16 protein-coding genes are annotated in these 25,924 nt (G+C 32.6%); 7 read left to right on the forward strand and 9 right to left on the reverse strand.

The annotated features are described in order from the left end of the window. Positions 1–146: 146 nt before the first annotated feature. From BFJ87_RS03915 to BFJ87_RS03945, 7 genes are all read left to right on the forward strand, one after another. Positions 147–1,136 carry a LamG domain-containing protein gene (locus BFJ87_RS03915; RefSeq protein WP_077400237.1) on the forward strand — a complete coding sequence of 330 codons (990 nt, stop codon included), beginning with the start codon at positions 147–149 and terminating at the stop codon, positions 1,134–1,136. A 122-nt stretch (positions 1,137–1,258) separates the two neighbouring features. Beyond that, positions 1,259–2,917, forward strand: coding sequence for a sulfatase family protein (locus BFJ87_RS03920; protein ID WP_077400240.1), 1,659 nt, complete (start codon positions 1,259–1,261; stop codon positions 2,915–2,917). 28 nt (positions 2,918–2,945) lie between these two features. Continuing rightward, positions 2,946–4,565 (forward strand): DUF5060 domain-containing protein, encoded by a 1,620-nt coding sequence (locus BFJ87_RS03925; RefSeq protein WP_077400243.1) that lies wholly within the window; start codon positions 2,946–2,948, stop codon positions 4,563–4,565. 121 nt (positions 4,566–4,686) lie between these two features. Next, positions 4,687–6,234, forward strand: a complete 1,548-nt coding sequence (locus BFJ87_RS03930; RefSeq protein ID WP_077400246.1) for an alpha-L-fucosidase — start codon at positions 4,687–4,689, stop codon at positions 6,232–6,234. Between the two features lie 272 nt (positions 6,235–6,506). Further along, positions 6,507–8,072, forward strand: coding sequence for an alpha-L-fucosidase (locus BFJ87_RS03935; protein ID WP_077400249.1), 1,566 nt, complete (start codon positions 6,507–6,509; stop codon positions 8,070–8,072). Continuing rightward, entirely contained in the window at positions 8,062–9,450 is a 1,389-nt protein-coding gene (locus BFJ87_RS03940; protein WP_216352837.1) for a family 43 glycosylhydrolase, read from the forward strand. The genes BFJ87_RS03935 and BFJ87_RS03940 overlap by 11 nt, the downstream gene beginning before the upstream one ends. 5 nt (positions 9,451–9,455) lie before the next feature. Beyond that, on the forward strand, positions 9,456–10,970 hold the full coding sequence (locus BFJ87_RS03945; protein WP_077400480.1) for a sulfatase family protein: 1,515 nt from the start codon (positions 9,456–9,458) through the stop codon (positions 10,968–10,970). Between the two features lie 71 nt (positions 10,971–11,041). On the opposite strand, the gene BFJ87_RS03950 is transcribed toward BFJ87_RS03945, so the two are convergent. The 9 genes from BFJ87_RS03950 to BFJ87_RS03990 all read right to left on the reverse strand — a co-directional run bounded on the left by BFJ87_RS03950 (position 11,042) and on the right by BFJ87_RS03990 (position 25,877). Continuing rightward, positions 11,042–12,286 carry a glycoside hydrolase family 117 protein gene (locus tag BFJ87_RS03950; RefSeq protein WP_077400252.1) on the reverse strand — a complete coding sequence of 415 codons (1,245 nt, stop codon included), beginning with the start codon at positions 12,284–12,286 and terminating at the stop codon, positions 11,042–11,044. Position 12,287: 1 nt separating this feature from the next. Next, the gene (locus BFJ87_RS03955) at positions 12,288–13,178 is read right to left on the reverse strand and encodes a family 16 glycosylhydrolase (RefSeq protein ID WP_075694332.1); all 891 of its coding nucleotides are present in this window, start codon (positions 13,176–13,178) and stop codon (positions 12,288–12,290) included. Positions 13,179–13,196: 18 nt separating this feature from the next. After that, a complete protein-coding gene (locus tag BFJ87_RS03960; RefSeq protein ID WP_077400255.1) occupies positions 13,197–15,038 on the reverse strand; it encodes a sulfatase-like hydrolase/transferase in 1,842 nt (613 codons plus the stop codon). A 48-nt stretch (positions 15,039–15,086) separates the two neighbouring features. Beyond that, complete coding sequence (locus BFJ87_RS03965) at positions 15,087–16,379, reverse strand: sulfatase-like hydrolase/transferase (protein WP_077400258.1); 1,293 nt, start codon at positions 16,377–16,379, stop codon at positions 15,087–15,089. Between the two features lie 312 nt (positions 16,380–16,691). Further along, positions 16,692–18,335, reverse strand: coding sequence for a sulfatase-like hydrolase/transferase (locus BFJ87_RS03970; RefSeq protein WP_077400260.1), 1,644 nt, complete (start codon positions 18,333–18,335; stop codon positions 16,692–16,694). Between the two features lies 1 nt (position 18,336). Next, the gene (locus BFJ87_RS03975) at positions 18,337–20,169 is read right to left on the reverse strand and encodes an arylsulfatase (RefSeq protein WP_077400263.1); all 1,833 of its coding nucleotides are present in this window, start codon (positions 20,167–20,169) and stop codon (positions 18,337–18,339) included. Between the two features lie 3 nt (positions 20,170–20,172). Continuing rightward, positions 20,173–21,990, reverse strand: a complete 1,818-nt coding sequence (locus BFJ87_RS03980) for a beta-agarase (protein ID WP_077400483.1) — start codon at positions 21,988–21,990, stop codon at positions 20,173–20,175. Positions 21,991–21,994: 4 nt separating this feature from the next. Beyond that, a complete protein-coding gene (locus BFJ87_RS03985; RefSeq protein ID WP_077400266.1) occupies positions 21,995–22,957 on the reverse strand; it encodes a hypothetical protein in 963 nt (320 codons plus the stop codon). A gap of 46 nt (positions 22,958–23,003) precedes the next feature. Then, entirely contained in the window at positions 23,004–25,877 is a 2,874-nt protein-coding gene (locus tag BFJ87_RS03990; protein WP_077400269.1) for a glycoside hydrolase family 2 protein, read from the reverse strand. Between the last annotated feature and the right edge of the window lie 47 nt (positions 25,878–25,924).

Genomic DNA, 25,924 nt, shown 5'->3' on the forward strand with positions numbered 1-25,924 from the left:
ATAATTTTTTTAAAAAGTGGCTCTACTGCACTAAGTAGGGCCTTTTTTATGCCTAAAATACTGGTGTTGTCTATTTTTTGTACAGTTTTTTTTTGTGCTAAAATCACAATCATTCTACAACTTTGAGCCAAACTAATTAATTTATTATGATGAAATTTAATGTAGCAATAGTACTCTTATTGTTTTATGTAGTGTCTTGTAGTGATAATGAATCTACAGATAAAACTACAGATGAAGAGGTAATAGAAACACCAGAAATCCCAACTGAAGAACCAGAAGAAGAACCAGAAGTAACTTGGAAAACCATACCTGTGCCAGCAGAAGCAGGAGAAGGTAATGTTTGGGAGTTTCAAAATATGTCAGACAGTTTTGATTATGAAGCAGAGGCCGCTAATAAAGGAGCAGAATTTGATGCCAAATGGACCGATTTTTATCATAACCAATGGTCTGGACCCGGATTAACAGAATGGAAAAGAGACCATTCTTTAGTTAAAGATGGTTATTTACAAATGGTTGCTAGTAGAGTACCAAATTCTAATAAAATTCATTTAGGTTGTATAACCTCAAAAGAACAAGTAGTTTACCCGGTGTATATAGAGGCGTATGTAAAAATTGCAAATACTACGCTAGCATCAGATGTTTGGCTTTTAAGCTCAGATGATACTCAGGAGATAGACATTGTAGAGGCTTACGGAGCAAGCTACTCAGAGTTAGCACAGGCAGACCAAACTTGGTATGCAGAACGTATTCATTTAAGTCATCATATGTTTATTAGAGAACCTTTTCAAGATTACCAACCAACAGATGCAGGTAGTTGGTATAAAGATGAGGTTGGTACATTATGGAGAGAAGATTTTCATAGAGTAGGAGTGTACTGGAGAGATCCATTTCATTTAGAGTATTATATAAACGGAGAGTTGGTAAGAACAACCTCTGGAGCAGAAATGATAGACCCTAATAATTATGCAGATGGTAAAGGTTTAAGTAAACCTATGGATATAATTATTAATGCAGAGGATCAAACATGGAGATCAGATAAAAATATTACACCATCTGATGCAGAATTGGCTAATAAAGAAAATAATACATTTAAAGTAGATTGGATTCGTATTTTTAAACCGGTTAAAGCAGATTAAATGTATTAATCATATGTTTTATTCATAAAATCATATGTTATTCTTTAGTACTAAAAAAAATGTAACTTTTGTAAAGCGCTTTAATTAGCGCTTTTACTTTATATAACTAAAACCAACCAAAAATGTTTAAAAAGCTATTTTGTTTTTCACTATTTACGGCAACCATTATTTCATGTGCCGAAAAAGAAAAAATTACAATAGAAACCAAAAAGCCAAATATAATTTACATAATGGCAGACGATCATACGTCACAAGCATTTGGTATATATGGTAGTAGGTTGGCAAGTTTAAATCCTACTCCAAACTTAGATAAAATTGCTAACGAAGGTATTATTTTTGATAATTGTTTTGTTACAAACTCTATTTGTACACCAAGTAGAGCAACTATGATTACGGGTCAATATAGCCAAACAAATGGCGTGTTAGATTTAGAAGGGCATATACCCCCAGAAAGGCAATATTTACCACAGGAAATGAAAAAATTAGGGTATGAAGCTGCTGTGGTTGGCAAATGGCATTTAGAAGATGAGCCTGCTACTTTTGATTATTATGCTGTATTACCAGGACAAGGTAAATACCATGATCCTGAATTTATAGTGCAAGGAGAACAAGAGTGGCCAAAAAACAGAATACAAACCAAAGGACATTCTAGTGATAATATTACAGATTTAACTATTGCTTGGTTAAAAGACAAACGCAATAAAGACAAGCCGTTTTTTTTAATGCACCATTACAAAGCACCTCATGACGATTTTGAGTATGCACCGCGTTATAAAGATTATTTAGAAAATACGTATATACCAGAACCAGCAAGTTTGTATGAGAATGGTAATAATGGTTCTATAGCAACAAGGGGTGCTAATGATTCTTTACTGCGTGTTATAGGCTCATCTGTATCTAAAAGAAACATTGTGAGAAGTATGGGAATGCGATTGTGGTCTAATGAGTATACTAAAATATCTAACCCAGAGTTTGATGCCTCAAGCATTTCTTTGGATATGACAGATAAAGAATACACTCACAAAACGTACCAAGAGTACTTAAAAAGATATTTACGTTGTGTAAAAGGTGTAGATGACAATGTAGCCAGATTGGTAAAATTTTTAAAAGAAGAAGGCTTGTATGATAATACTATAATTGTGTACACAGGCGACCAAGGTTTTATGCTGGGAGAACATGATTATATAGATAAAAGATGGATGTATGAAGAATCTATGCGTATGCCATTTTTTGTGCGTTATCCAGAAAAAATAAAGGCTGGTACTAGATCAGACGCAATAATTAACAATGCAGATTTTGCACCTACTTTAATAGAGTTAGCTGGTGGCACAGCCCCAGAAAAAATGCAAGGGCATAGTTTTAAGTCTATTTTAGAAACAGGTAAAGAACCAAAAGGGTGGCAGCAGTCTACTTACTACAGGTACTGGATGCATATGGCACACGCACATGCAAACCCTGCTCACTTTGGTATTAGAACAAAACAATACAAACTAATATTTTTTTATGGTAAATATTGGGTAGATACTAAAGACCCTAATGCTACATGGAACAAAAAAAGTTGGGGTAATAAGTTTGAGATGGACACACCAGCTGCTTGGGAGTTTTATGATTTAACTAAAGATCCTAAAGAAATGAATAATGCCTACAATGACCCTGCGTATAAAGATATAATTAAGGAACTTAAAAAGCAGTTAAAAGCCAAACGTAAAAGTTTAAAAGAGGAAGATGGTAGTAAGTTTCCGCACATACAAAAGGTAATAGATGAGCATTGGAATGATTAAAAAAATATAGCTAAATAAAAACAGTGTTATGCAAAATGTATTAAAACTTTTAATAGTTACTAGTTTGCTAAGTTTTACAGTAGTAACTAGCCAACTTAAAAAAGAAAACTACACGTTAAACACTGTTTTTAAAATTCCAAAATGGGAGGTTTTAGATATAACATTTACAACAAACCAAAATGTAGCATCTCCTTATACGGCTAATTTTTATGCAATTTTTACGCATAGTAATGGTACAGTACAGCAAGTGCCTGGTTTTTATAATGGGAATAAAGAATGGGTAATACGGTTTTCTAGTTCTTTAAAGGGTAATTGGAAATTTACAACCTATGCAGATCTAAAAAAAATACATCATAAAAAAGGTAGTGTAACGGTATCTTCTGCAGCCACTAATAATCACGGAGCATTAGTGATACCAAAAATTGATCCTCAAAATTTTTATTATGAAGATGGCACTCCGTACTTTTTATTGGCCTTTGAGTGCGATTGGCTTTATGCCTTAGACTACCACAACAAAAAAGGATTGCCAAAAACAGAGCATCTTTTAAATCTTTTAAACCAAAACGGATTTAATCAGGTAGTGATGAATGTTTTTTCTTATGATGTTAGCTGGATTAAAGATTCTAAATTAAAACAACATCCAGAACATGAGTTTGGTGGACCAAAAGATATTTTTCCTTTCCTTGGCAATAATGACAATCCAAATTATTCAGCTCTAAACCCAGATTTTTTTAAAAAATTAGATCGTACTATTAGCTTAATGCATAACAAGCGTATAGCTACGCATTTAATGATATATGTTTGGAATAAATTGGTTGCTTGGCCTAATATGAATACAGATGCAGATAATATGTATTTTGATTATGTAGTAAAAAGGTACCAAGCTTTTCCTAATATAGTATGGGATATTTCTAAAGAGGCGCTATACTATGGTAGGGCAGATGAAGCGTATATTCACGGAAGAATAGAAAGGTTAAAAACAAATGACAAATACAACAGGTTGGTGTCTGTACATGATTATAAATATTGCTCTAATTTTCCAGATAAGGTAGATTTTATTTCTTCTCAAAATTGGTCACATAACATTTATAACAAAATGTTAGAAGCCAAAACAAAATTTAAAAACAAACCCATATTTAATATCGAGCACGGTGGCTATGAGGAGTCTATGTATACTGTTTTTACAGGAGATTATACCAATGCAGAAACCTGTTTACGTCGCAATTATATGTGCTTATTTGCAGGTGTGTACACCACTTATTATTGGCAAGGTACTTCATGGAATGTAATTATTTATAACCCTTTTGAGCAACCTAAAGAGTTTTATAAACCAAAGTTTACTTACTTTAATTACGTGCAAAAACTATTTAGTAAGTTTCAGTTTCATAAAATGAAACCTATTCCTTGGCATAACGGTAGTGGTTATAACTTAACAGATGATAAAGGCACAGTTCTACTGTACATACACAAAGAAAACTACGGTATAGATGCCGCATTTTTAAAAAAGAAAGATGAAAACCGAACTATGCAGTGGTTTAATACCCTAACAGGAGAGTTTACAAAAGAGGTAGCTATTAAAAAACAAGGTAAGTTTAGGTCTCCTTGGTCACAAAAGGCAGATGCAATACTTATTTCTAGGCTTAAATAGTAGTAAAAACAGGGAATTAGACATTTGGTCTACTATAAAAAACATACGTTTTAATGCTTTTAAAACTATAGTTAGAATTTCGCTTTAGATAAGTAAGAACAACCTTTAAGATCTATTAGATATGAAAAGTGGAAAATATATAGTACTTAGCCTTTTTATTCTCTCTTTAACTATTTTGTCTTGTGCAGATAAAAAAGATAAAAAGCAGGAAATAGCTCAAGAAACTAAGCCAGTTTATGAAGCAAACTGGGAATCAATCAAAAAAAATTATAAAGACCCAACTTGGTTCAATAAAAAAAAGTTTGGAATTTTTATTCATTGGGGCGCATATAGTGTTCCAGCATATTCATCAGAATGGTACCCACGTAAAATGTATATGGATACGGCTACTTTTTCTGCGCAACTAAATTTAGAAAAAAAGGGACCTTCTGATGTATATAACCACCACAAAGAAAAATGGGGAGATCAAAAAAAGTTTGGTTATAAAGATTTTATACCAATGTTTAAAGGAGAAAATTTTGATGCGAATGAATGGATAGATTTGTTTAAAAAATCTGGTGCAAAATATGTGATACCCGTGGCAGAACATCATGATGGTTTTGCAATGTACAAATCTAATGTTACACGTTGGAACTCGGTAGATATGGGACCTAAAAGAGATGTTTTAGGAGAGTTATTTAAAGCCGGAAGACAAAAAGGTATGATTATGGGAGCATCTTCTCACTTTGCTTTTAATTGGTCTTTTTTTAACAAAAAAGATCATTTTGATACTACAAACCCTGAGTATGCAGATTTGTACTCTACAAAAGGTAAAGATTTAAACGAACCTGTTTCTAAAGAGTTTAAAGAGTTGTGGTGGGCAAGAACTAAAGATATTATAGATAATTACCAACCAGATATTATGTGGTTCGATTTTTATTTAGATATTCCAGATTTTGAAGATCAGAGACCAAAATTAGCTGCTTATTACTATAATAAAGGTATAGAGTGGGGTAAAGAGGTTGTTCTACAAGATAAAAACTTTTCTCATGAAGCTTTCCCTGAGGGTACAGTTATTTATGATCTAGAACGAGGTAAACTACCTGGTATACGTAAATTACCTTGGCAAACAGATACCTCTATTGGCAAAAACTCTTGGAGCTATGTTTCTAATTGGCAGTCTAAAACAGCCAACCAAATTGTAGATGATTTGGTAGATATTGTTAGTAAAAACGGAAATCTTTTACTAAATGTAGGGCCTAAATCTGACGGTACCATACCAGAAGATCAAAAAGAAATTTTACTACAAATAGGAGATTGGTTAACTATAAATGGTGATGCTATTTATAACACTACTTACTGGAAAACCTTTGGAGAAGGACCAACAGAGGTTAAAAAGGGGCACCACTCTGAAGGGAATAATAAAGACCTTTCTTCTAAAGACATTAGGTTTACAACCAAAGATAATAAGCTTTATGCTATTGTTTTAGATTGGCCTAAAGATGGTATTGTAACTATAGAGTCTTTAGCTAAAGGATCAGAACATGCTAAAGATTTAAATATTACCAGTGCAAGAGTATTGGGTAGTAAAGAAAAAATAAAGTGGAGTCAAGAAAAAGATGGTTTTAAAGTTACAATGCCAAAAGAAAAACCAGGAGACTTTGCATATGTTATTGAGTTAAAAATGTAGTTAGATTTTTTTAATGTTAGTAAAAGCCAAAATTTTATTAGTTTAAAATATTGGCTTTTTATTTTATCTATTGTGTGTGCTAAAACTAATAAACACTTAATTACCTGTGGTTTTTAGCACAATTCATCATCCGTTCTATATTCTAAAACATACGTTATCTGCTAAAGGAGGCTATTAAATTATTTTTGAAATGTGTTTAAGGTAACAAACAACACTTTTAGTAATTAGGAGCAAAAAAGAAAAGACTTTGCTACTATAATATCCTTTTTAGTATGGTAAAATTAAAATTAACAATAGCAGTTTTTAGTATAGTAGCGTTTAGTTATAGTCAATCTTCAAAAGAACAAAAAAATAGTAATGCGGTATATACAAAAAGTTGGGAGTCTTTAGCAAAGGTAAATGCTACTCCCAATTGGTTTAAAGATGCTAAGTTTGGAATATATGCCCATTGGGGACCAGTTTCTTCTGCTTTTGAAGGTACAGATGCAGATAAGTATTATGCTGGTTGGCACGGAATGAAAATGTATGAAGACGGTAAAAAAGTACCAACCAAAAATGGTAAGCCAACAACTAACTACCTACACCACAAAAAAAAGTATGGTAAGCCAGCAAAATATGGTTATAAGCATATAATAGAACAATTTTCTCCTACTGCTTTTAATGCAAAAGAATGGGCAGAGTTATTTAAAAAATCAGGAGCTAAATTTGCAGGGCCTGTAGCTATGCACCATGATAATTTTGCTATGTGGAACAGCAAGGTCACACGTTGGAATTCTATAAATTATGGTGGCATAGATCCATCAGCAGAATTAAAAAAAGAAATAGAGGCAAAGGGGCTAAAATTTATGGCTTCTTTTCACCATGCATTTACGTGGAAATATTTTGCACCTGCACACAAACATGGCGGCATAAACCCTAAAGATTATGACTTATATACAAATCCACATTCATTAGAATCTAATACTCCAGATGAAGATTTTTATAATGATTGGTGGCTTAAAATTAAAGAATATATAGATGTGTACCAACCAGATTTAATTTGGTTTGACTGGTGGTTAGAGAATATGACAGAAGAAAGTAGACAGCAATTTTTAGCATATTATTACAATAAAGGAATTGAATGGAACAAAGAGGTTGTAGTGTCTTACAAAGAATCTACTTTTCCTGAAACCACTGCTGTTAAAGACTATGAGCGTGGAAGACCAAACCAGCCAAAGTCTCCTATGTGGTTAACAGATACGTCTCCTGGTGCTTGGTTTTACAGACCCAATGCCAAGTTTAAAACGCCAAATGAGCTTGTAGATATACTTGTAGATATTGTATCTAAAAATGGTTTAATGTTGTTAAATGTGCCACCAAACCCTGATGGATCTATACCTCAAGAAATGAAAAACTTATTGTTAGATATGGGAAGTTGGTTAGCTGTAAACGGAGATGCAATTTATGGTACAAGACCTTGGACAATTTTTGGTGAGGGGCCTACTCGTTTACCAGAAGGCGGACATAAAGTTGAAAAATTTAAAATAGCATACACAGATGCAGATATTAGGTTTACTAAAAAATCAGATAAGGAATTTTATATTATAGTAATGGATACTCCTAAAAAAGAAATTACGGTAAAGTCTTTATCTACCGCTATAGGAGTATTAAACTCTAAAATAGAAAATATAAGTTTATTGGGCAGTAATGAAAAAATTAGCTGGAAAAGAGACCAAAGAGGACTTGTAATAGCCAACCCAGCTAAACTACCAACAAAATATGCACACGCATTTAAAGTTAGTTTAGAGGGTTATAAAGAAAACAATATTGGTGGTACAATAGACGCTCATGCAGATTAAATTAACAACTAACGTAAACCAACATAATTTATATTATATGAAAAATGTTTTGCAACTACTTACAGTATTATTACTACTACTGTGTGCTAGTATAAATGCACAAAACCCTTTGGTAACAGATATATTTACGGCAGACCCAACTGCTCGTGTTTTTAATGGTAAGTTGTATGTTTATCCATCTCATGATATAGTACCAGAGGAAGGAGTACAAGCACCAGATTTTTGTATGCCAGATTATCATATGTATTCTTTAGAAGGTGGTAATACATGGAAAGATTATGGTGTTGTTTTAGATCAAAATAGTGTGCCTTGGGGTAAAAAAAAATCCTACGGTATGTGGGCTCCAGATTGTATTAAAAAAGGAGATACATACTACTATTATTACCCTGCAGAACCGTTAGATAAATCTTCCTTTAGGCGTATAGGCGTAGGTACTTCTAAAAGTCCTACTGGGCCATTTAAATGGGAAAAAAATTACATTAAAGGTGTAGAAGGTATAGATCCAGGCTTGTTGTTAGATGATAATGGTAAAGCTTATTTATATTTTGGTGGAGGAGAAAAATTATATGTTACTCCATTAAAAGATAATATGAAAGAAATAGCTGCAAAACCTATAAAAATAGAAGGGTTGCCAGCAGGCTACAAAGAAGGTTCTTTTCCTATAAAAGTAAATGGTATGTATTACTTAACTTTTGCGCATGTATTTGCAAATGAAGGATACACTATTGCATACGCTACAAGTAACAATCCTTTAGGGCCTTTTACCTATAGAGGTAAAATAATGGACAACCTTGGCAATGGTACCAATCACCATTCTGTTGTAAATTATAAAGGAAAATGGATATTGTTTTATCACTGGTGGGAAATTAGTGGTTACAATAAGTTAAGATCTATGCGTGCAGATTATATGACATTTAAAGAAGATGGGAGCATAGCCCGCGTAAAGCCAACATTAAGAGGCATAGGAGCACCAACAATAGGAGAAAAAATACAAGTAGATAGGTATAATAATATTAGTGGAGCAAAAACTAGTTTTGTAGGTGGTAATGAACCAATAGGTTGGATGGTGAGCGATACTAAAATGATGGGGAATGTTACTTTTAACAATGTAGATTTTGCAAACGGTTCTGCAAAAAAAATAGTTGCACGCGTAGCAAGCGGACAAAGAATAGGCTCTATGGAGGTACGTTTGGGAAATCTTAAGGGAGATTTAATTGCAGAGTTTCCTATAAAATATACTGGTGGTTGGAATAGTTGGCAAACCATAGAAACAAATCTTTTAAAAGAGGTTTCTGGCATGCAAAATATTGTAGTTGTTTTTAAATCTGTTTGGGGTGCCGATAAAATTGTAAATCTAAATTGGTTAATGTTAAAATAAGAAGAATGTTTAAAAAGTACATATTTGTGATATGTGTTGTTTTTGCAGCACAGATTTTTGCGCAAAAACAGCCTAATGTAATTGTTGTTTTAGCAGATGATATTGGTGTAGGAGATATTTCTTATTACAGAAAAATGCATAGTAACAATGTGGTTTTAAAAACACCAGCTATAGATAATTTAGCTAAAAACGGAATGGTTTTTACAGATGCACATTCTCCTGCGGCATTATGTGCACCATCTAGATATGCAGTAATGACAGGCAATAACTGTTACCGTAGTTATGCTCCTTGGGGTGTTTGGGGAGCTTATGAGGCATCACCAATTAAGCCAAACCAATTAACTCTTGGTAAGCTTATGAAAAATGCAGGATACCAAACAGCTTTTTTAGGCAAATGGGGTTTTGGAATGGATTTTTTAAGAAAAGGGAGTGAAACAGAAGTATATAGATCTCCTAGAAAAAGAGTAGAGTTAGGCGTAGATGTACGTAAAATAGTAGGTAAAGGACCACTAGATAATGGTTTTGACTATAGTTTAACTTTTCCTGCAGGAATACAAAATGTACCTTATGTGGTGTATGAAAATCAAGAGTGGATGCCTTTAGAAAGAAACTCAGAAATTGGCTATATATCACAGGAGAATATGACCAAAAAAGGGGTTATTTTAGATAAAGATGAAGGCTTAGGAGATACAAATTGGGATCCGCACAATATGGGACCTTTACTTGTAAATAAAGCAGTAGATTATATTGCTAAGGCAGATATAAACAAACCTTTTTTTATGTATTACTGTTCTTTAGCAGTGCATTTGCCACACACGCCTACAAAAAGACTAAATGGTGAAAAAATAGCAGACCAAACACCGTCTAAACATTTAGATATGGTAAAAGAGTTAGATGTACAAATGGCTATGCTAGTAGCAGCATTAAAAAAGAAAGGTGTTTATGATAATACTATAATTTTGTTTACATCAGACAATGGGGGGTTATTAAAAAGGAAGAGTATACAATCTGGTCACAAATCTAACGATATTTACAGAGGAGGAAAAAACCAAGCTTATGAGGGCGGACACAGAGTACCTTTTATTGCTTGGTGGCCAGAAAAAATTAAGAAGAAATCTACATCTAAAACACCAATTTTAACTATAGATATTTTAGCAACCTTGGCAGCAATTACAAGTCAAGAAATTGAAGAAGGCCAAGCTAATGATTCAGCCAACTTATTACCAATTTTTACAGGAGAAAACAAAAGTAAAAAAGTGCACCCTTATTTAGTTACACAATCTGGTACTGGCAAAGAAGCAATTATTATTAAAGATGGATGGAAATTAATTATAGCTTTTGATAAAAAAGATAAAACTAATAGTACCAGAACTCCAGTAGCATTATTTAATTTAAATAATAATGTTACAGAAAATGAAATGCAAAATTTAATACACAAACCAGAGTTTGCATCTAAAATAAAAAGCCTTTTTACTACCTACAACATGTACAGAGATTCAGGAGAGAAAACTAAAATTTAAATAGATATTTACCATAAAAAAGCCCAAACAGTTAAATTACTCGTTTGGGCTTTTTTTTAAGATGTTACTTTTTATTTGGACTTTTGTAATTCCTTATTACTTGCAGTAATGCGTTCTTTTTGTTTTTTACTTAAACTTTGTTTTAAATACACCTCTGGTCTGTGATAAACGTGGTGTTTTTTCATTTCAGGATCGTTAATGGCAGTACTCAAATCACAGTCAAAACGTACTAAAATAGCATGATTTTTATCCCAAGTTGTTGCATTTGTAAAATGAGATAATCCCCAACTAATTCCGGTGCCATTTTTAGTATTTGTAAAGGCATCAGGCACATAAGGTCCTGCTGCTGTAGGCGTCATTTCTACTATAGAGGCAATTTTAAAATTAACACCATCTTTTGCAAACTGTACGGTGTTGTGCTCATTACCATCTCTAATTGTTAAAGCAGCAATTCCATCTTTAAAAGGGAACATAGTAGTTTCATGACCAGATGCTAAAACTGGATTTAGTTTATTTTTAGTAAAAGGTCCAAAAGGAGAATCTGCAGTAGCCAAACCTTGCATTCTTACCAAATCAGGTTTTCCATCAAAATCAGACTTGTAGTACAAGTAAATTTTATCTTTATATACTAAAGGATATGGGTCATGTATAGAAAACTGATCCCACGTACCTTTTGGTCCGTTAGGGATCACAATTTTATTAGTTGCTATCCAAGGCCCATCAGGAGAATCTGCATAAGACATTAGTACAGGGCAATCATCACCACGCAAACCACTAGCTTCACTAAAACCTTGGTAGTACATATAGTACTTTCCTTTCCATTTTAAAATATCAGCAGTACTAACAGATCTATGACCCAATTCTGGTTTAGGTGGTCTAGGTATGGCAACGCCTTGCTCTTCCCAATTAAACCCATCTAAACTGGTAGCATACCAAATTTCAGATAAATCCCAATCTGCAGAAGGTATAGTCTCTGTAGCCTGTTTAGCACCTTTAGGAGGTGTTTTGGTTTTTCTGTGTGTATACCAAACATAATACTTTCCGTTTTCAAAAATAATTTTAGAAGGATCTCTACGGCTAACAGTTCCGTCTCCATTGCTATAATCTAGCCCTTCTAATTTTGTATATTTAAATAAGGAGTACAACTCGTTGTCTTCTGGTCTTGGCGCTAAATAATTATCATAATTACGTTGCATAGCCTCACTTAACGGTTGGTTAGGTTTTTGTTTAGGTAATTCAAACGGAAAATTTTGTGCACAAACACTATTAGCCGTTAAAAAAAGGCAACTTATTATTGTTATTTTTAGTCTTTTCATATTATTTAGTATCAATTAATTTCCAAGTTCTTACCCAGTTATAAGTAGTAGTTCTTTCATCTTTAGAACCGTTCATTCCGCCATCTTCAGGAACCGGATTCCAGTCATACGTTTCTACAACCAATCTTAAATACATTTCTATATTAAAGTCTGCTGCAGGTTTTACTTTAGATACAAAATTACCATCCATAAAAAACAAAATTTCATCTTTAGATTTCCACCAAACACCATACACATGAAAATCTTCATAAGTTTTAGTATCAAGTTTTCCTTTAGATTTAACAGAGCCTTTTTCAAAATCACATCCTTCAGGAATATTTCTACTATGTGTGTTAGAGTTCATAGATTCATCAAAATACTTCATCCATTCTGCCTTATTAACAATTTGGCCAACCGTTTCTTGTATATCTAGTTCTGTTACTCTTTTGTTACAGCCATTTTGTTCTCTAGATTCATTTATTAGCCAAAAAGTAGAAGACATAAAGGTTTTGTTGGCTTTCATTTTACACTCGTAATACCCGTATTTCATTGCGTTTCTAGAGCCCACATAACCGCCACCATGTGTAAATGTTTTTCCGTTTTTAATAATTGGTTTGTCTAGTAGAGTAGTTGTAATTTGTAAACTACCATCTTTAACTTTAATATTGTCTGCCAAAAATAATCCTGGAGCACGCCCAATCCATCCTTGTCCAGATATTTGCCATTTACTCTCATTTACTTTTTTGCCATTAAATTCATCAGACATATTTTTTACCAATTTCCATTTTTTCTGGTTAGGTTTAGGATCTTGTCCGTCTTTAAAAAACGGAGCTTTTTGAGCAAAAGATTGCCCAACAATCATAAAAATAATAAGTAATGTAATTTTTTTAGTAACGTGTAAAATAGATTTCATTTTAGTTAGTTTAAGGTTTTATATTTGGTTTTGTAAGTACTTTAAACGCTCTTGTATTAGCATATTATTTTTTACAGTAGTATGTAGTTTACTTTGGTTAATAGGAAACGTATATTTCTGGTAAAAATCTTTTTGTAGTACAATGCTATTAAGTATTAAAAGTGCTTCTTTTGGTTTTTTAGATTGATATAAAAGCTGAATTAAATTATTAGAAGTGTCTTTTTTTGCAGCTATAGCTAAAAACTCTGCAGCTCTCATTTTATTTACTATATCTACATCTGTAAGCATTATGTTTTTAATTAGGTCTGATAAACTAGTTGCTTTGCTACCAAAACTTGTACTTGAAATTAACGCCCAATAACGTGCTGTTGAATCTTTGGATAGTAAATGTTTTTTTAGTTTTGTTTTAGCGTCTTTAAATGGTATAAGCTGTAGGTTAGCTATTTTAATGTACTTATTTAAATTTTTTTGATGTTTTTTACCATAAGCTAACGGATTTTTAAAAGCTTGCTCCACTAGTATATGCTCTGGATAAAATGATAGATCTGGCATAGCTTTTTGCCAAGTATTCATCTTTTGCCTAAAAGCTAGTATTTTATGCTTGTAAGCTGCATTTTTAGCCAAGTTATTGGTTTCATATGGGTCTTTTTCTACATCATACAATTCTTCTACCATCTTGGGCTTAAAAAAACTAGCCTGTGTAGGGTTAAGTTTGTTTTGTAGGTTTAGCGTGCTCCATTGTTTGTAGGCAAGTTGTTTGTACCTGTAGTTGTTCATTAAAGCATCTATGTTAAAAGGCTGAAAATTTCTAATGTACTTTAGGTTATTTTCTCTAATGCTTCTAACCATATCATACTTTTCATCAAACCTATCTGCATAACCAAAAGTAGAATTGTTGTTTATGGTTTTTTGTTTTACTGATTTACCCAAAAAAGCAGAACCATCTATAGATTTAGGAATTGTAACACCTGCTAAATTTAAAACTGTAGCGCTAAAATCTATAAAACTAACAAAGGTATTAGTTGAAGTACCTATAGTAAAAGGAGACATTTTTTTATATTTTTCTGGTATATAAACAACCAAAGGAACCTGTAATCCTGTTTCTTTTAAATACCCTTTACTGTTGGGCAAAACACCACCGTGGTCTCCGTAATAAAAAATAATGGTATTGCTTAACAGCTTGTCTTTTTCTAAAGCATTAATAACAGCACCTACCTCTTTATCCATTGCCACAATTTTGTCTCGGTAAAATGCATTGGTGTACTTAAATAGTTGTGTATTTGGGTGGTTTGGCTGTACAAAAACAGATTGCACGTTAGTTTTGGTTTTGTGAGAGTTCATTTCTTCTTCAGTAAAATGTAAACTTCCTTCGTGGGTAGTGCCTAAGTTGTGTACGTAAAAAAATGGTTGATTATTAGCTCTATTTTTCCAACTTGCTTTTCTAGAAGAATCGTCCCAAACATCTTTATTTTTAATAATATTATAGTCTTCTTTTGCATTATTGGCGGTATAGTAACCTGCGTTTTGTAAGTACTCAGGGAACATCTTTACTGTATTTGGTAGCACAATTTTTTTTTCGGATCTGTGGTAGTGCGATGCCAATTTTGGTCCGTAAACACCTGTAATAATACTAGATCTTGCAGCACTACAAACAGCAGCATTAGAAAAAGCATTGGTAAAAGTAATTCCTTTTTTAGCTAGTTTTTTTATGTTAGGAGTAGTTACACCGTGCTTGTTAAATAACTTTAAATAGTGTTTGGAGTTATCTTCAGAAACAATCCAAACAATATTAGGTTGTTGTGCTTTACCGTAAGAGCAAAAACATAACAATAGTAATAGTATATAGGTTTTATGTTTCATAAATATTCGCTTTTAAAAATTTGCTTTTAAGAAAACTAAATGTTAATACTAGTTGTAAAATATGCTTAAATCTGTTTGGTCATCAGTTTTAATTTGCCATTTTTTAAGCCTGGTTAGTAGGTCTTTAATAGTTTTTTGGTTCCTTTTTATAGCGCTAATATTGTTAGTCTCCCAGGGGTCTTTTTTTAAGTTATACATTTCTATAGTACCAGTTTTAGGGTATAAAATCAATTTATTATTTTTATGAATAATGCTTCTTTGGTCATTAAACATTGCTAAGTATATAGACTCTCTAGTTTTTTTAGAATTTATAAGTAATGGCATTAAACTTTTAAAGTCTGTAGTTTCTTTATCTTTAATTTTTAATAAACTAAATAAGGTGGGTACAACATCTTGCAAGTACACACGAGCTGTTATTTTATTGTTTTGTTTTACAGTTGGGGCTTTTATTATTAATGGAGCAGTAACGCTAGGTTCATACAAACATACTTTTCCGGCAACTCCATTTTCACCAAAGTTAATTCCGTGGTCTGATGTAAAAACAATAATAGTTTTATTGTAGATTCCTTTTTCTTTTAATGTGTTAATAATATCTCCTATACGTGTATCCATATGTGTTACCATTGCATTATTTTGCTGTACACGTTTTTGCATTGTTTTTGCACTTAAGGGGTTATTTGTATATTGGTATTTAACATTAGTGTTTAGTGGTGTATTATCTACAACACTGGGTGGTAATTTAACCTTGTCTGCAGGGTATAAATCGTAGTAATTTTGCGTTGTTTGCCTAGGAACATGTGGTGCGTTAAACGCAACATATGTAAAAAAGGGTTTTTTACTGTTGTAGTTTTTTATAAAGTTTATAGCTTCATTAGCAGTAATATCTGTAATATGTCCGGCTGGGGAGTTGTACGTTTTTAATTGTCCTGGTTGTATAGTACCTGTTTCATCAAAAATATTTTTTACACTTTTACCCATTGCGTGCCATTTACCAGTTATATAGGTGTGGTAGCCGTTATCATGTAGTTTTTCTGGAAATGATTTAGGAGCATTTTGTTTATTTATTTTTTGTGATTTCCATAAGTACTTACCATACATAAGCATAGTTCTGCTAGGAATACAAACTGCTGGTGACCAGCAACCCATATTATATGCAGCAGTAAAGGAAGTACCTTCTTCTGCTAGCTTGTCTAAATTTGGCGTAACCATAAACGTATTGCCATATGCTCCAATGGCTTGGTTGCTTTGGTCATCAGACTCTATAAATAATATATTTGTTTGTGAAAAAGTACTAAGTGTGCTTAGTACGTAAAATAATAGATATATTAAATATTTTCTCATCACCAGTTTAATTTCTTAATTAGTAGATAAAATTAGTTTAAGAGAAATGTATTAAGGGAAATAAACTACTATAATACTACCATAAATGATTTTTAGTTTTAACAGATATGTGTTAAGGCAACTAGATTTAAACAAAACAGTATCGTTTTATAGTTTATGATATCTTTTTTAGAGTTTTTTATAAAATCACCAACTAGTTTTATTTTTAAAAGAAGAAGCTTCTATAAAAATTAATTTTAGAACCTGTGGTTTGTATTTTTTAATAATCTAAAAAGATACTTAGGCTTATGTTGTCCAGTTACCTATAATTTTTTAATGTTTTGCATCTGGGTACATATCATTTGTATACCTATAAACTTCTGTTTTGCCCGAGCCTCTAGCAGCAACTATTTCAATTCTCCATTGTTTTTTAAGGTTCTCTAAAATTGATTTATAAGCTGGCTTGTGAATTAGATTATGTAACTCTGATGCATCATCTTTTAAATTGTACAATTCTTCATAAACAGGTTGTTCTCCTTGCAAAGGAGCCTCTATATAATTTCTATACACAGCAATACTAGGATCATGCATTTTATACAACATTTCATTTACAGGAATGTTAAACTCTTTTGCATATGCTATTTCTTTAGCTGCAGAAAAATTGTTGTTTTTGTAGTACCTAATGTATTTCCAATTTTTTGTTTGCACAGACTCGCATCTAGGATTTCCAAAATGTGTAGACCATAAATTTTCTGTAAAAACATATTCTCTAACCTCGGTTTTAGAACCATTAATTAGACTACTTATATTTTTTCCTTGATAGGTGTTTGGTATAGATATACTTGCCATAGCAAGCATAGTAGGGGCAATATCTATAGATTGTACTAAAGCATCACTCTTAATACCTTTTAGTTTTTTTTTGGCGCTGGGGTTGTATACTATTATGGGTACGTGTGTAGTTTGCTCATAACATAGAGCTTTGCCGCCAAGACCTTGTTGCCCACTAAAAAGCCCATGGTCTGATGTAAATATTATAATGGTATTTTTATCTAACTTAAGAGCTTTTAATTTTTGTAGTAGGTTGCCAATTAGCCTATCTATACCAGTCATTGCTTGTAGCTCTCTTATGTAACGCTCTTTAACTGTTGTAGGTGTATTTACATAATTGTAACCAGTTTGCCTATCTTCTGTATGCAATAAACTAGCAGGTAATTTAGGTGTTGTAATGTCTTTTTTTGCAATATAATTATCAGGTAACGGTATAGCTATATCTCTGTACATGGTTTTGTACATGTCATCATCACTATCTTTTAATTTCATAGACTTTGTGCCTGCTCCGTGTGGTAAATTAAAGTTTACAGAAAGCATAAAAGGTTTATCTGTTGGTCTATTTTCTAAAAAGTGTAATGCACCTTTTAGTTTACGTGCATTAGGGTCTAAAAAATCATCTACTGCTTCATTAATGACTTCGGGTTGTGTAAAGGCTATGGCGTCATTAAAAATAGCGTGATTGTCTTTAGGGTAAAACCCTAAATGTCCGTGTCCTGCATACCAATAATCAAAGTTTTTTTCCATTAATCCACTATGATAACCACCTTTACCAATAGGAGCGTGGTTTTTGCCTATCCAGCCAGTGTAATACCCATTATTACGCATAACAACAGAATATGAGTTTTGCCAAGCAACATTAGAAACACTAGTGCCAGAATTAAAATTTACACCGTGTTTACGCTCATACTGACTCAATAAAATGGAAATTCTGCTTGGCGTACATATAGCACTTGTAACGTGTGCATTAGTAAATAATATACCATTGTCTGCTAGTTTATCTATATTTGGAGTTTTTACAATTGTATTTCCTGTACAACCAAGCAAATCATAGGATTGATCATCTGTAAGTATAAATACAATATTTGGTTTATCTTGAGCTTTGCAAAATGCAGTATATATTAGAAATACAAAAAGTAATTTTTTCATTTTATAACTTTTTAATGTACACGTAGTAAGCCACGTTCTTTTCTCCTTTATCAGAAATAAAATTTGCATAGAACTTAGTTTTGCCTGCTTTTAAATTGATATTAAAGTTTGCTGATAAATCATTCTCTTTTACATCAATTTCTGATACTATTTGATCCTTAAACTCAATAGAAGCTTTACTATAATTTAAGTTTTTACCTTCTGGAATATCTTTTTCTAAACCAACAATTTCTTTAGTAGTAATTGGTGGAGTAGAAGTGTTAATAGGTAAGTTAGACTCTTTTGGATACCTCCTTAAAGCAACTTGGTAATTACCATCTTCTAAAATATGTACGCTCCAGTAACCAGCACCAATTTTACCTTGCCTAATTTGTATTTGGTTCCAAGGTTGCATAGTTTCTTTGCCGTGTGTATCGTGTGCAGTTAGTGTAATTGGGTTTTCTTTAGTTGTGCCAACTTTAAAATAAATTTCTTTATTAAAGTCTTTAGATACTTGTGTCCACCAGTTATTGTAAAAGCTTCTCATTTCTGCTACCTTTTCTTTATTGGTAGCTGCTATATTGTTTTGCTGACCAACATCTGTGCTAATATCATACAGCTCTTTACCGTTAATTAAACGCCAATTGTTTTGCATTACAGCAGAGCTTTTCCATTTTTTTGGGTTTTGAACACGTTGAGAGTCGGTAATTAAAAGTCTATTGTTTAAAGAGTCTTTTCCGCTTAATACCCTAACTAAACTTTGTCCGTCTATATCTAAATGGTTTTTAGGTAATTTTATGTTGCACAACTCAGCCAATGTTGGTAAAATGTCTATTTGTGCAGCAAGTGTATGTATATCTTTAGCGGTATTAATTTTACCATTTTTCCAATGTATAAAAAATGGCACTCTATGTCCGCCGTCATATTGGCTACCTTTGGTTCCGCGCATACCTGCGTTGTAGCCCGTAACTTTTCCTTTTCTATTATAGTATCCGGCAGATGTACCATTATCTGTCATAAAAATTAAAATGGTATTGTCTGCTATTTTTAGTTCCGTAAGTTTTTTTCTAAGCTTTCCAAAATTGTCATCAATATTAGTAATCATTCCATAAAAACGCTTTTGTGTATCGGCTAAAATGGAGTCGTTTAAGTCCTTGTACAAATCATAATATGCTTTAGGAACATTGTATGGTCCGTGTGGCGCATTTGGTGCTATATAACAGAAAAAGGGCTTCTCTTTGCTTTTTTGAATAAAATTTATGGCTTCAGTAAAAAAAACGTCTGTGCAATAGCCATTGTATTTTTCTGGTTTTCCGTTATGAAAGTAGGTGTCGTTAAAATAGGTGTTGTTCCAATAATCTGGGGTTTGTTGTACGCCACCGCCACCGTGCATTACTGTTTCATAAAAACCTCTATCCTGCGGCCTAAACGGATAGTTGTCTCCCAAATGCCATTTGCCAAAGGCAGCTGTAGCGTAACCGGCTTCTTCAAACATATTACCCAAAGTTTTTTCTTGCTCTCTAAGTAAAGACCAACCACCAACGGTATGCCAAACACCTGTACTGTTTGCGTATCTACCCGTCATTAAAGCTGCACGGGTAGGAGCGCAAGTAGGACTAACATGAAAATTAGTTAAGTGGTAACTTTCAGAATACAACTTATCTATATTAGGTGTTTTTATAACTGTATTTCCTAGAGCACCTATATCTCCATAACCTTGGTCATCTGTAATTACTAAAATTACATTTGGTTTGGTGTTTTTTTTAGCTATTGATGTTTGTTTTTTAGACTCACAGCTAACTAGTAACGCCAAACATATAACACCTAAAAAATAAGTTTTGTAGTGCCTAACCATAATTTATTTTTTTAAGTTTTCTGTATTTAAAATAATAGAACTTACATAACCACCAGAATCAGGAAAAGTGAGCTCTACAGTATTTGTTCCGTTTTTAATGTTTTCTAGTTCTACAGGTATTGGTATTACCCCAAAAAACTGTTCTCTGCTAGCTTGGTCATAACCAGCCCAATTATTAGGTACAATAACCTTAATACCATTTACTTTAACAATAGGTTTTTTAGATAAATTATGAGCTCTACCAAGTCCCATTTTTAAAGTAGCATTTCCTTTATTGGTAGAAATTACATTGTTGACAGTAAAAGTAATAGGAGCATTAGCTTTTATTTCTTGTAAGCAAGTTTTTGCATAATAGTTGTTTTCTTTTATAATATTAGAAAACGTATAATCTGCTAGGTCATAATCTAAAACAATAGTTTCGCCAGGTTTTAAGGTTAGTTCTTTTACAGCTTTTTCATTTGTAAAAAAAACAAGCTTAGGAATACCATTTTTATTATTGTAAGACCTTTTTACAGTTAAGTTGTTTACCAATTGGTTGCTAGTGTTTAGGTAGTCTATATTAATAGTTTGTACATTATCAGCTAAATTGTTTAAAGCAACATACCCCTTGTTTTTATTTGCAAACGCGTGTATTTGTATGTCTGGATTGTTAGATGTTGCATAAATACGTTTACCTTGTACACCTTTCCAAAGCTGCCAAAATTTTCTAAGGTGCGTGTATTTGTAGGTTCCATTTTTTCCTTTGCGTAGTAATACCCAAGGGTAAGGATGACCATTTGGGTTTCTACTATCTTTATAAAACCACGTTGCTTTACCAGTAATAAATGGTACAGCTTTTAACAACCTGTCTGGTTTGTCTAATAAAGACATTAATATGTTGTTGTATGATGTTAAACAAATACCATTTAGTGCAGCAGAATAAGGTTGTCCTTGTAAACCTTTTGCAGTGTAACCATACTCCGATATGAGATGAGGTTTTACAATACCCCATTTTTGATAACTATAAGACTCAATTAAATCTAAAATAGCTTCAGAATTACTACCAGACCTATAATTAAAGTCGCCTTCTACATTTCTACCATCATAAATATGGGTAGCAAAAAACTGCATGCTTTCTCCAGCGGTATCCATAAAAACCTTCATTCTGGTGTTCCAAATAGCAAAGTTATTTTTGTCATATTCTGGCCAAGCAGCACTATAACCGCCAACCATAATATTAGGAATTTCTGCGTGTACTTTATCTGCTACTATTTTATGAAACTCAGACATTTCTGAAATTACTTTAGGAGTCTTATCATAACTATCTACAAAATCTTTTGCGTGTACAAAAGGCTCATTCATTACCTCATAATATTTAGGCATTACTGGGTATGCTTTTTTAATATATGCTACGTTAAAAGCAGCAGCTTTTTCAAAATCCATTCCTAGTTTATAAGCATCTCTAGGGTGGTCTGTAATAATTAAATCTGTTGTTTTTTGTGAATCAAATAAAGGTGCTTTTATAAACCTTTGTGCATTTGCTAAGGCTAATTTAGTAGCATTATTTACAGATAAATCTCCTTTTTTATATTTAGAAAAAGGTCCAGGTCCAGCAAATGTTCTTCCAAATTCAATACCTAAATCGTTAAATAAATAATTGGGGTCGTCTGCCAAAGCACCGTCATTGTATGAAGCGTGCATTGCAAAGTATTTTTCTCGGTTTAATTCACTTTTATCTCCAATAAACTTTTGGGTGGTAAAATCTATTTGTACACTATTGTTCTGAGAAAAACAGAATGAGCAAAGTGTAATACTTATAAGCGTTAAAATTTTATTTTTCATATGTTTAAAATTTTGCAAATTTGTAATAATTATTGTCGCTTGTAATAGCAAAATATCCACCTTTAGGTAAGTTATTAAGAGCTACAGACTTGCTATCTTTTACCTCTAAAATTGTTTCTCCTTTTAATGTTATTATTTTTATGTATTTAAATGCAGTTGCACTTGGTAAGGTTAAAACTTTAGCTGTTTTGTTTAAAGATACCTGAATGCTTTTATCATTAATCTCTACTATGGTAAGTTGTTTTTGAGGTTTGGTAATTTTTAGGCCAGATATTTCTTTACTTACATACGTTTTATTACTAAAATCTTCTTGACTACCAAAAGAAACAGAGTACTTGTAATTTTTTCCCTCTAAAGGTATATTGTAATTTATAGTTAACTGTTTATCTCCTTTACCAGCAGATACCTTTATACGGTCTGATGATGCTAACCATTTACCACCCTCCCAAATTGCAGCTTGTATAAATATTGGTTCTTTTGTAATGTAACTTACTGGTACATTATATTTTGGATTACTAACAATATTAGTAGCCAAAAGTGGAGAAAACGTTACATTGTTAGAAAATGAAACAGCTTGTTTAACCATTTCTATGTTACTAATAACGTGCCCTGTACGTGTAGTTTTCCAATTGCCATTTACATCTCTTAAACTTAAAACAAGTTTATAGCCTTTGCCTATAGTTGGTTTTTTATTAGTTGTAATAGTTAGCTTTTTTATACCCTGACCTTTTTTTACTTTTACCTTGCTGCCAGCATAAAATTTAGAGGGTCCACCACTAAGTTCAACACTTAAGTCACTATCAATTAAAGCAACATAGCCAATAGTAAACTCATACGTAGTATTAGCTTGCAAAGTAGTATTTGGTTCTTTAATATAAATTACTTTTTCATTTTGCTCTTGTGCTATTATGCTAGTAAAACATAGTAAAAACAGCCAAAACAAGTATTTTTTTAGTGTTATTTTCATTGTTTTTTGGTTTGTTGGGTGGTTAATTAGGTGTTGGAAAAATGCATTATTTTACTTGTTTTAATACAAAGCCGTTTAACCACATATCACTTACATTGTTTAAATTTTTAAAGTTGATGGTTATTGTACTATTACCGTCTGCAGAAAACTTAGATGTAATAGATAATGGTTTACGTTCTCCTGTATTATCATTCTGGTAATAATCTACAATGTGGTCATCAGATTTTCTTGAAAAAGCACCATTAATATCTACAACTTGTACTTCAATTTCATTGGTCATTTTAACGTTGCCTCTTCTGGTATGGTGAAACGTTTCTATTTCATAATTACCTGCTTTTAAATTATTTATGCTAAGACTTAAATTTCCTTTTTCTGAATAAAGACCATCTGTGCCTACAAAGCTTAAATCTCCTAACATTGCGGTATCTCCTAACCATTTAATGTTGTCTGTAGCACTAACCGCTATAGTAGCATTAAAATCTTTTAGGTTGTAGGTTAAGTTTTTATTGCTATCACCAGTCCATTCTTCCCAATCAAATTGTACCAATTGTTTATTGCCTCCAATGTCTACTCTTGTTACAGGAAAATCGTAAATAGGATTAGCATTATTTATAATTTCATTTGTATTATAGGTTGATGTTGTAATACTTGTTTTAGCAGATTTTAAGCCTTTAGCTTTAGCTGTAATTGTAATTTTACCTGGAGTATTTTTTCCTTTTATGTAAATTGATGCAACACCATTAAAAGAGCGTGCAGGGTTAGCATCTATTTTACCATTGTCTATTAATTCTCCTGCACCAGATACAAAAAACTCTACGCGCTGCTTAGTGTTAGTAACTACCTCGCCATTTTTATCTAGAATAGATGCGTGTACCAAGCGTATATCAGATCCGCCAGCATAAAAAGGTTGGTTTGTAATATTTAAATCTAGTTTTAAACTATACGGACTCTCTTCTTTATGCCTTGTAAACTCGGTTATTTTTTCTCCATTTGTATAACCTATAGCTTTTAAGGTTCCGCTTTTCCAATTATATTTAAATGTAAATGAAGGATGGTTTAGGTTTAGTTTGGTAAGACTATTATCTGGAACTTGCCTTGCAATAAGTTTCCCATTGTGATAAAGCGCTACCTCTTGGCAATTGCTAAAAACTCTAACTTTTCCGTTTTTAGAAGCTGTTTCATCTGCAATATGTACCATTGGTTTATTTACCAATTCAGATTGATACCAGTAGTACACCGGTTTAGGAACTCTAAAAGCAGATAATACTCCATAAGTTGTCATAAAATCTCTTTTCCATTGCTCGTCATTTACATCTGGTTGTAAATGATTGTAATCTGCACCCAACCAAGTTATAGCGGCAAAATTGTTTTTATTGCCTTTGTACCTAGAAATATGAAACTGATTTACCTCGGAATCTGGTGTACTACCGTGCTCCATAACCATTGTAAAAGCACTCTCAGGAAATTCTGTTCTACGGTAATCCATAGTTGCGTGTACATCTGTAACACCTTCATTTTTTACTCCGTTCCATGGGCTAGATGCAGATGCTGTTAACCTAAACGGATCTTCTTCTTTAGCAACAGTTTGCATTCTTGGTACTGGACCTCTGTGATTTATTCCGGCACCCCAAACAATAATAGAAGGGTGGTTTCTGTGGTTACGTATCATAGTTCTTGTAGCAGCTTCTAAATTAGAAAACCAAGCATCATCACCCCATAAAATCCAAGTACTAGGTTCCTCATAAACCAAAATACCTAACTCATCGCAAGCATTTAAAAAAGCATCATCTTGTGTATAATGTGATGTTCTAATAATGTTCATTCCCGCTTTTTTATATTGTAGTGCTTCATTGTAATGAAAAGAATTAGGAACAGCATCACCTACATTTGGGTAGTTTTGATGACGGTTAGCACCAACTAAAAATAATGGCTCGCCATTTAAAACAAACCCTTTACCTTTTTCTAGGCTAAATTTTCTGAAACCAAATTTGTTTTCTACAAAATCTACCGCATTATTTTCATCATAAATAACAGAATTAGCTCTGTACAAATAGGGAGAATCTGGAGACCATAAATGGTAATTGTCTTCTATAGTTGCAGATTGTCTAAAGGTGTATACATTATTAGGCGCTATTGTTTTAGTAGAAGTAATTTTTTTTACAACCACGCCATCTTTATTAATAATTTTGGTGATAATCTTTGTGTTTTTAGCGGTATTGTTTTCGTTTTTTACGGTAGTTTTTATGGTAACCGTTCCGTTATGCTTGTTTACTGTTGGGGTGGTTATATGCACACCAGCATTAAAATCTTCCCAGTTGTAGTTAACGTGTAACTTATTGGTTGTTACCAAATAAACATCTCTATACAAGCCACCAAACTTTACATAATCTGTTCTGTGTGGGTCAGGAGCAATTACCTGACTAAAACTATTATCTGCCTTAACAGCAATAGTATTTTCTTTGCCCAAGTTTACAAAGTCAGTAATATCAAAATGGAAAGGAACATAACCGTTTACGGCATAGTTGCCAACTTTTTTACCATTTACCCAAAGCTCAGTAGCATTGTGTATGGCCTCAAACTCTAAAAATATTTTTCCTGTAGCATTGGCATCAATCGTAAGTTTTTTTCGATACCAACTAATGTCACGCAAATACTTTTCTTGTACCCAGGTTTCTTTTACGCTATCTAACTCATAAGATACCAATTGTGGTGTATGGGGTACTGAAACGTTTTCCCAATTACTATCGTCAAAATTAATAGTAGTAGGAGCGTTTGGTAAATCTCCTAAATGAAATTTCCAGTTAAAATTTAAGTTTGTTTTGGTTCTGTCACCAACAGTAAATCCTTCTGGTAAATTATTACGTTGTGCAAAACAAATTGCAGTAACAAATAAACTTAAAAGCGCTAATTTTATTTTCATTATAATGAGTTTTGTTTATAAGAAATTAAAATTATTTATTCTTGGTC

The organism is Cellulophaga omnivescoria (genome assembly GCF_001999725.1).
Taxonomy (GTDB): domain Bacteria; phylum Bacteroidota; class Bacteroidia; order Flavobacteriales; family Flavobacteriaceae; genus Cellulophaga; species Cellulophaga omnivescoria.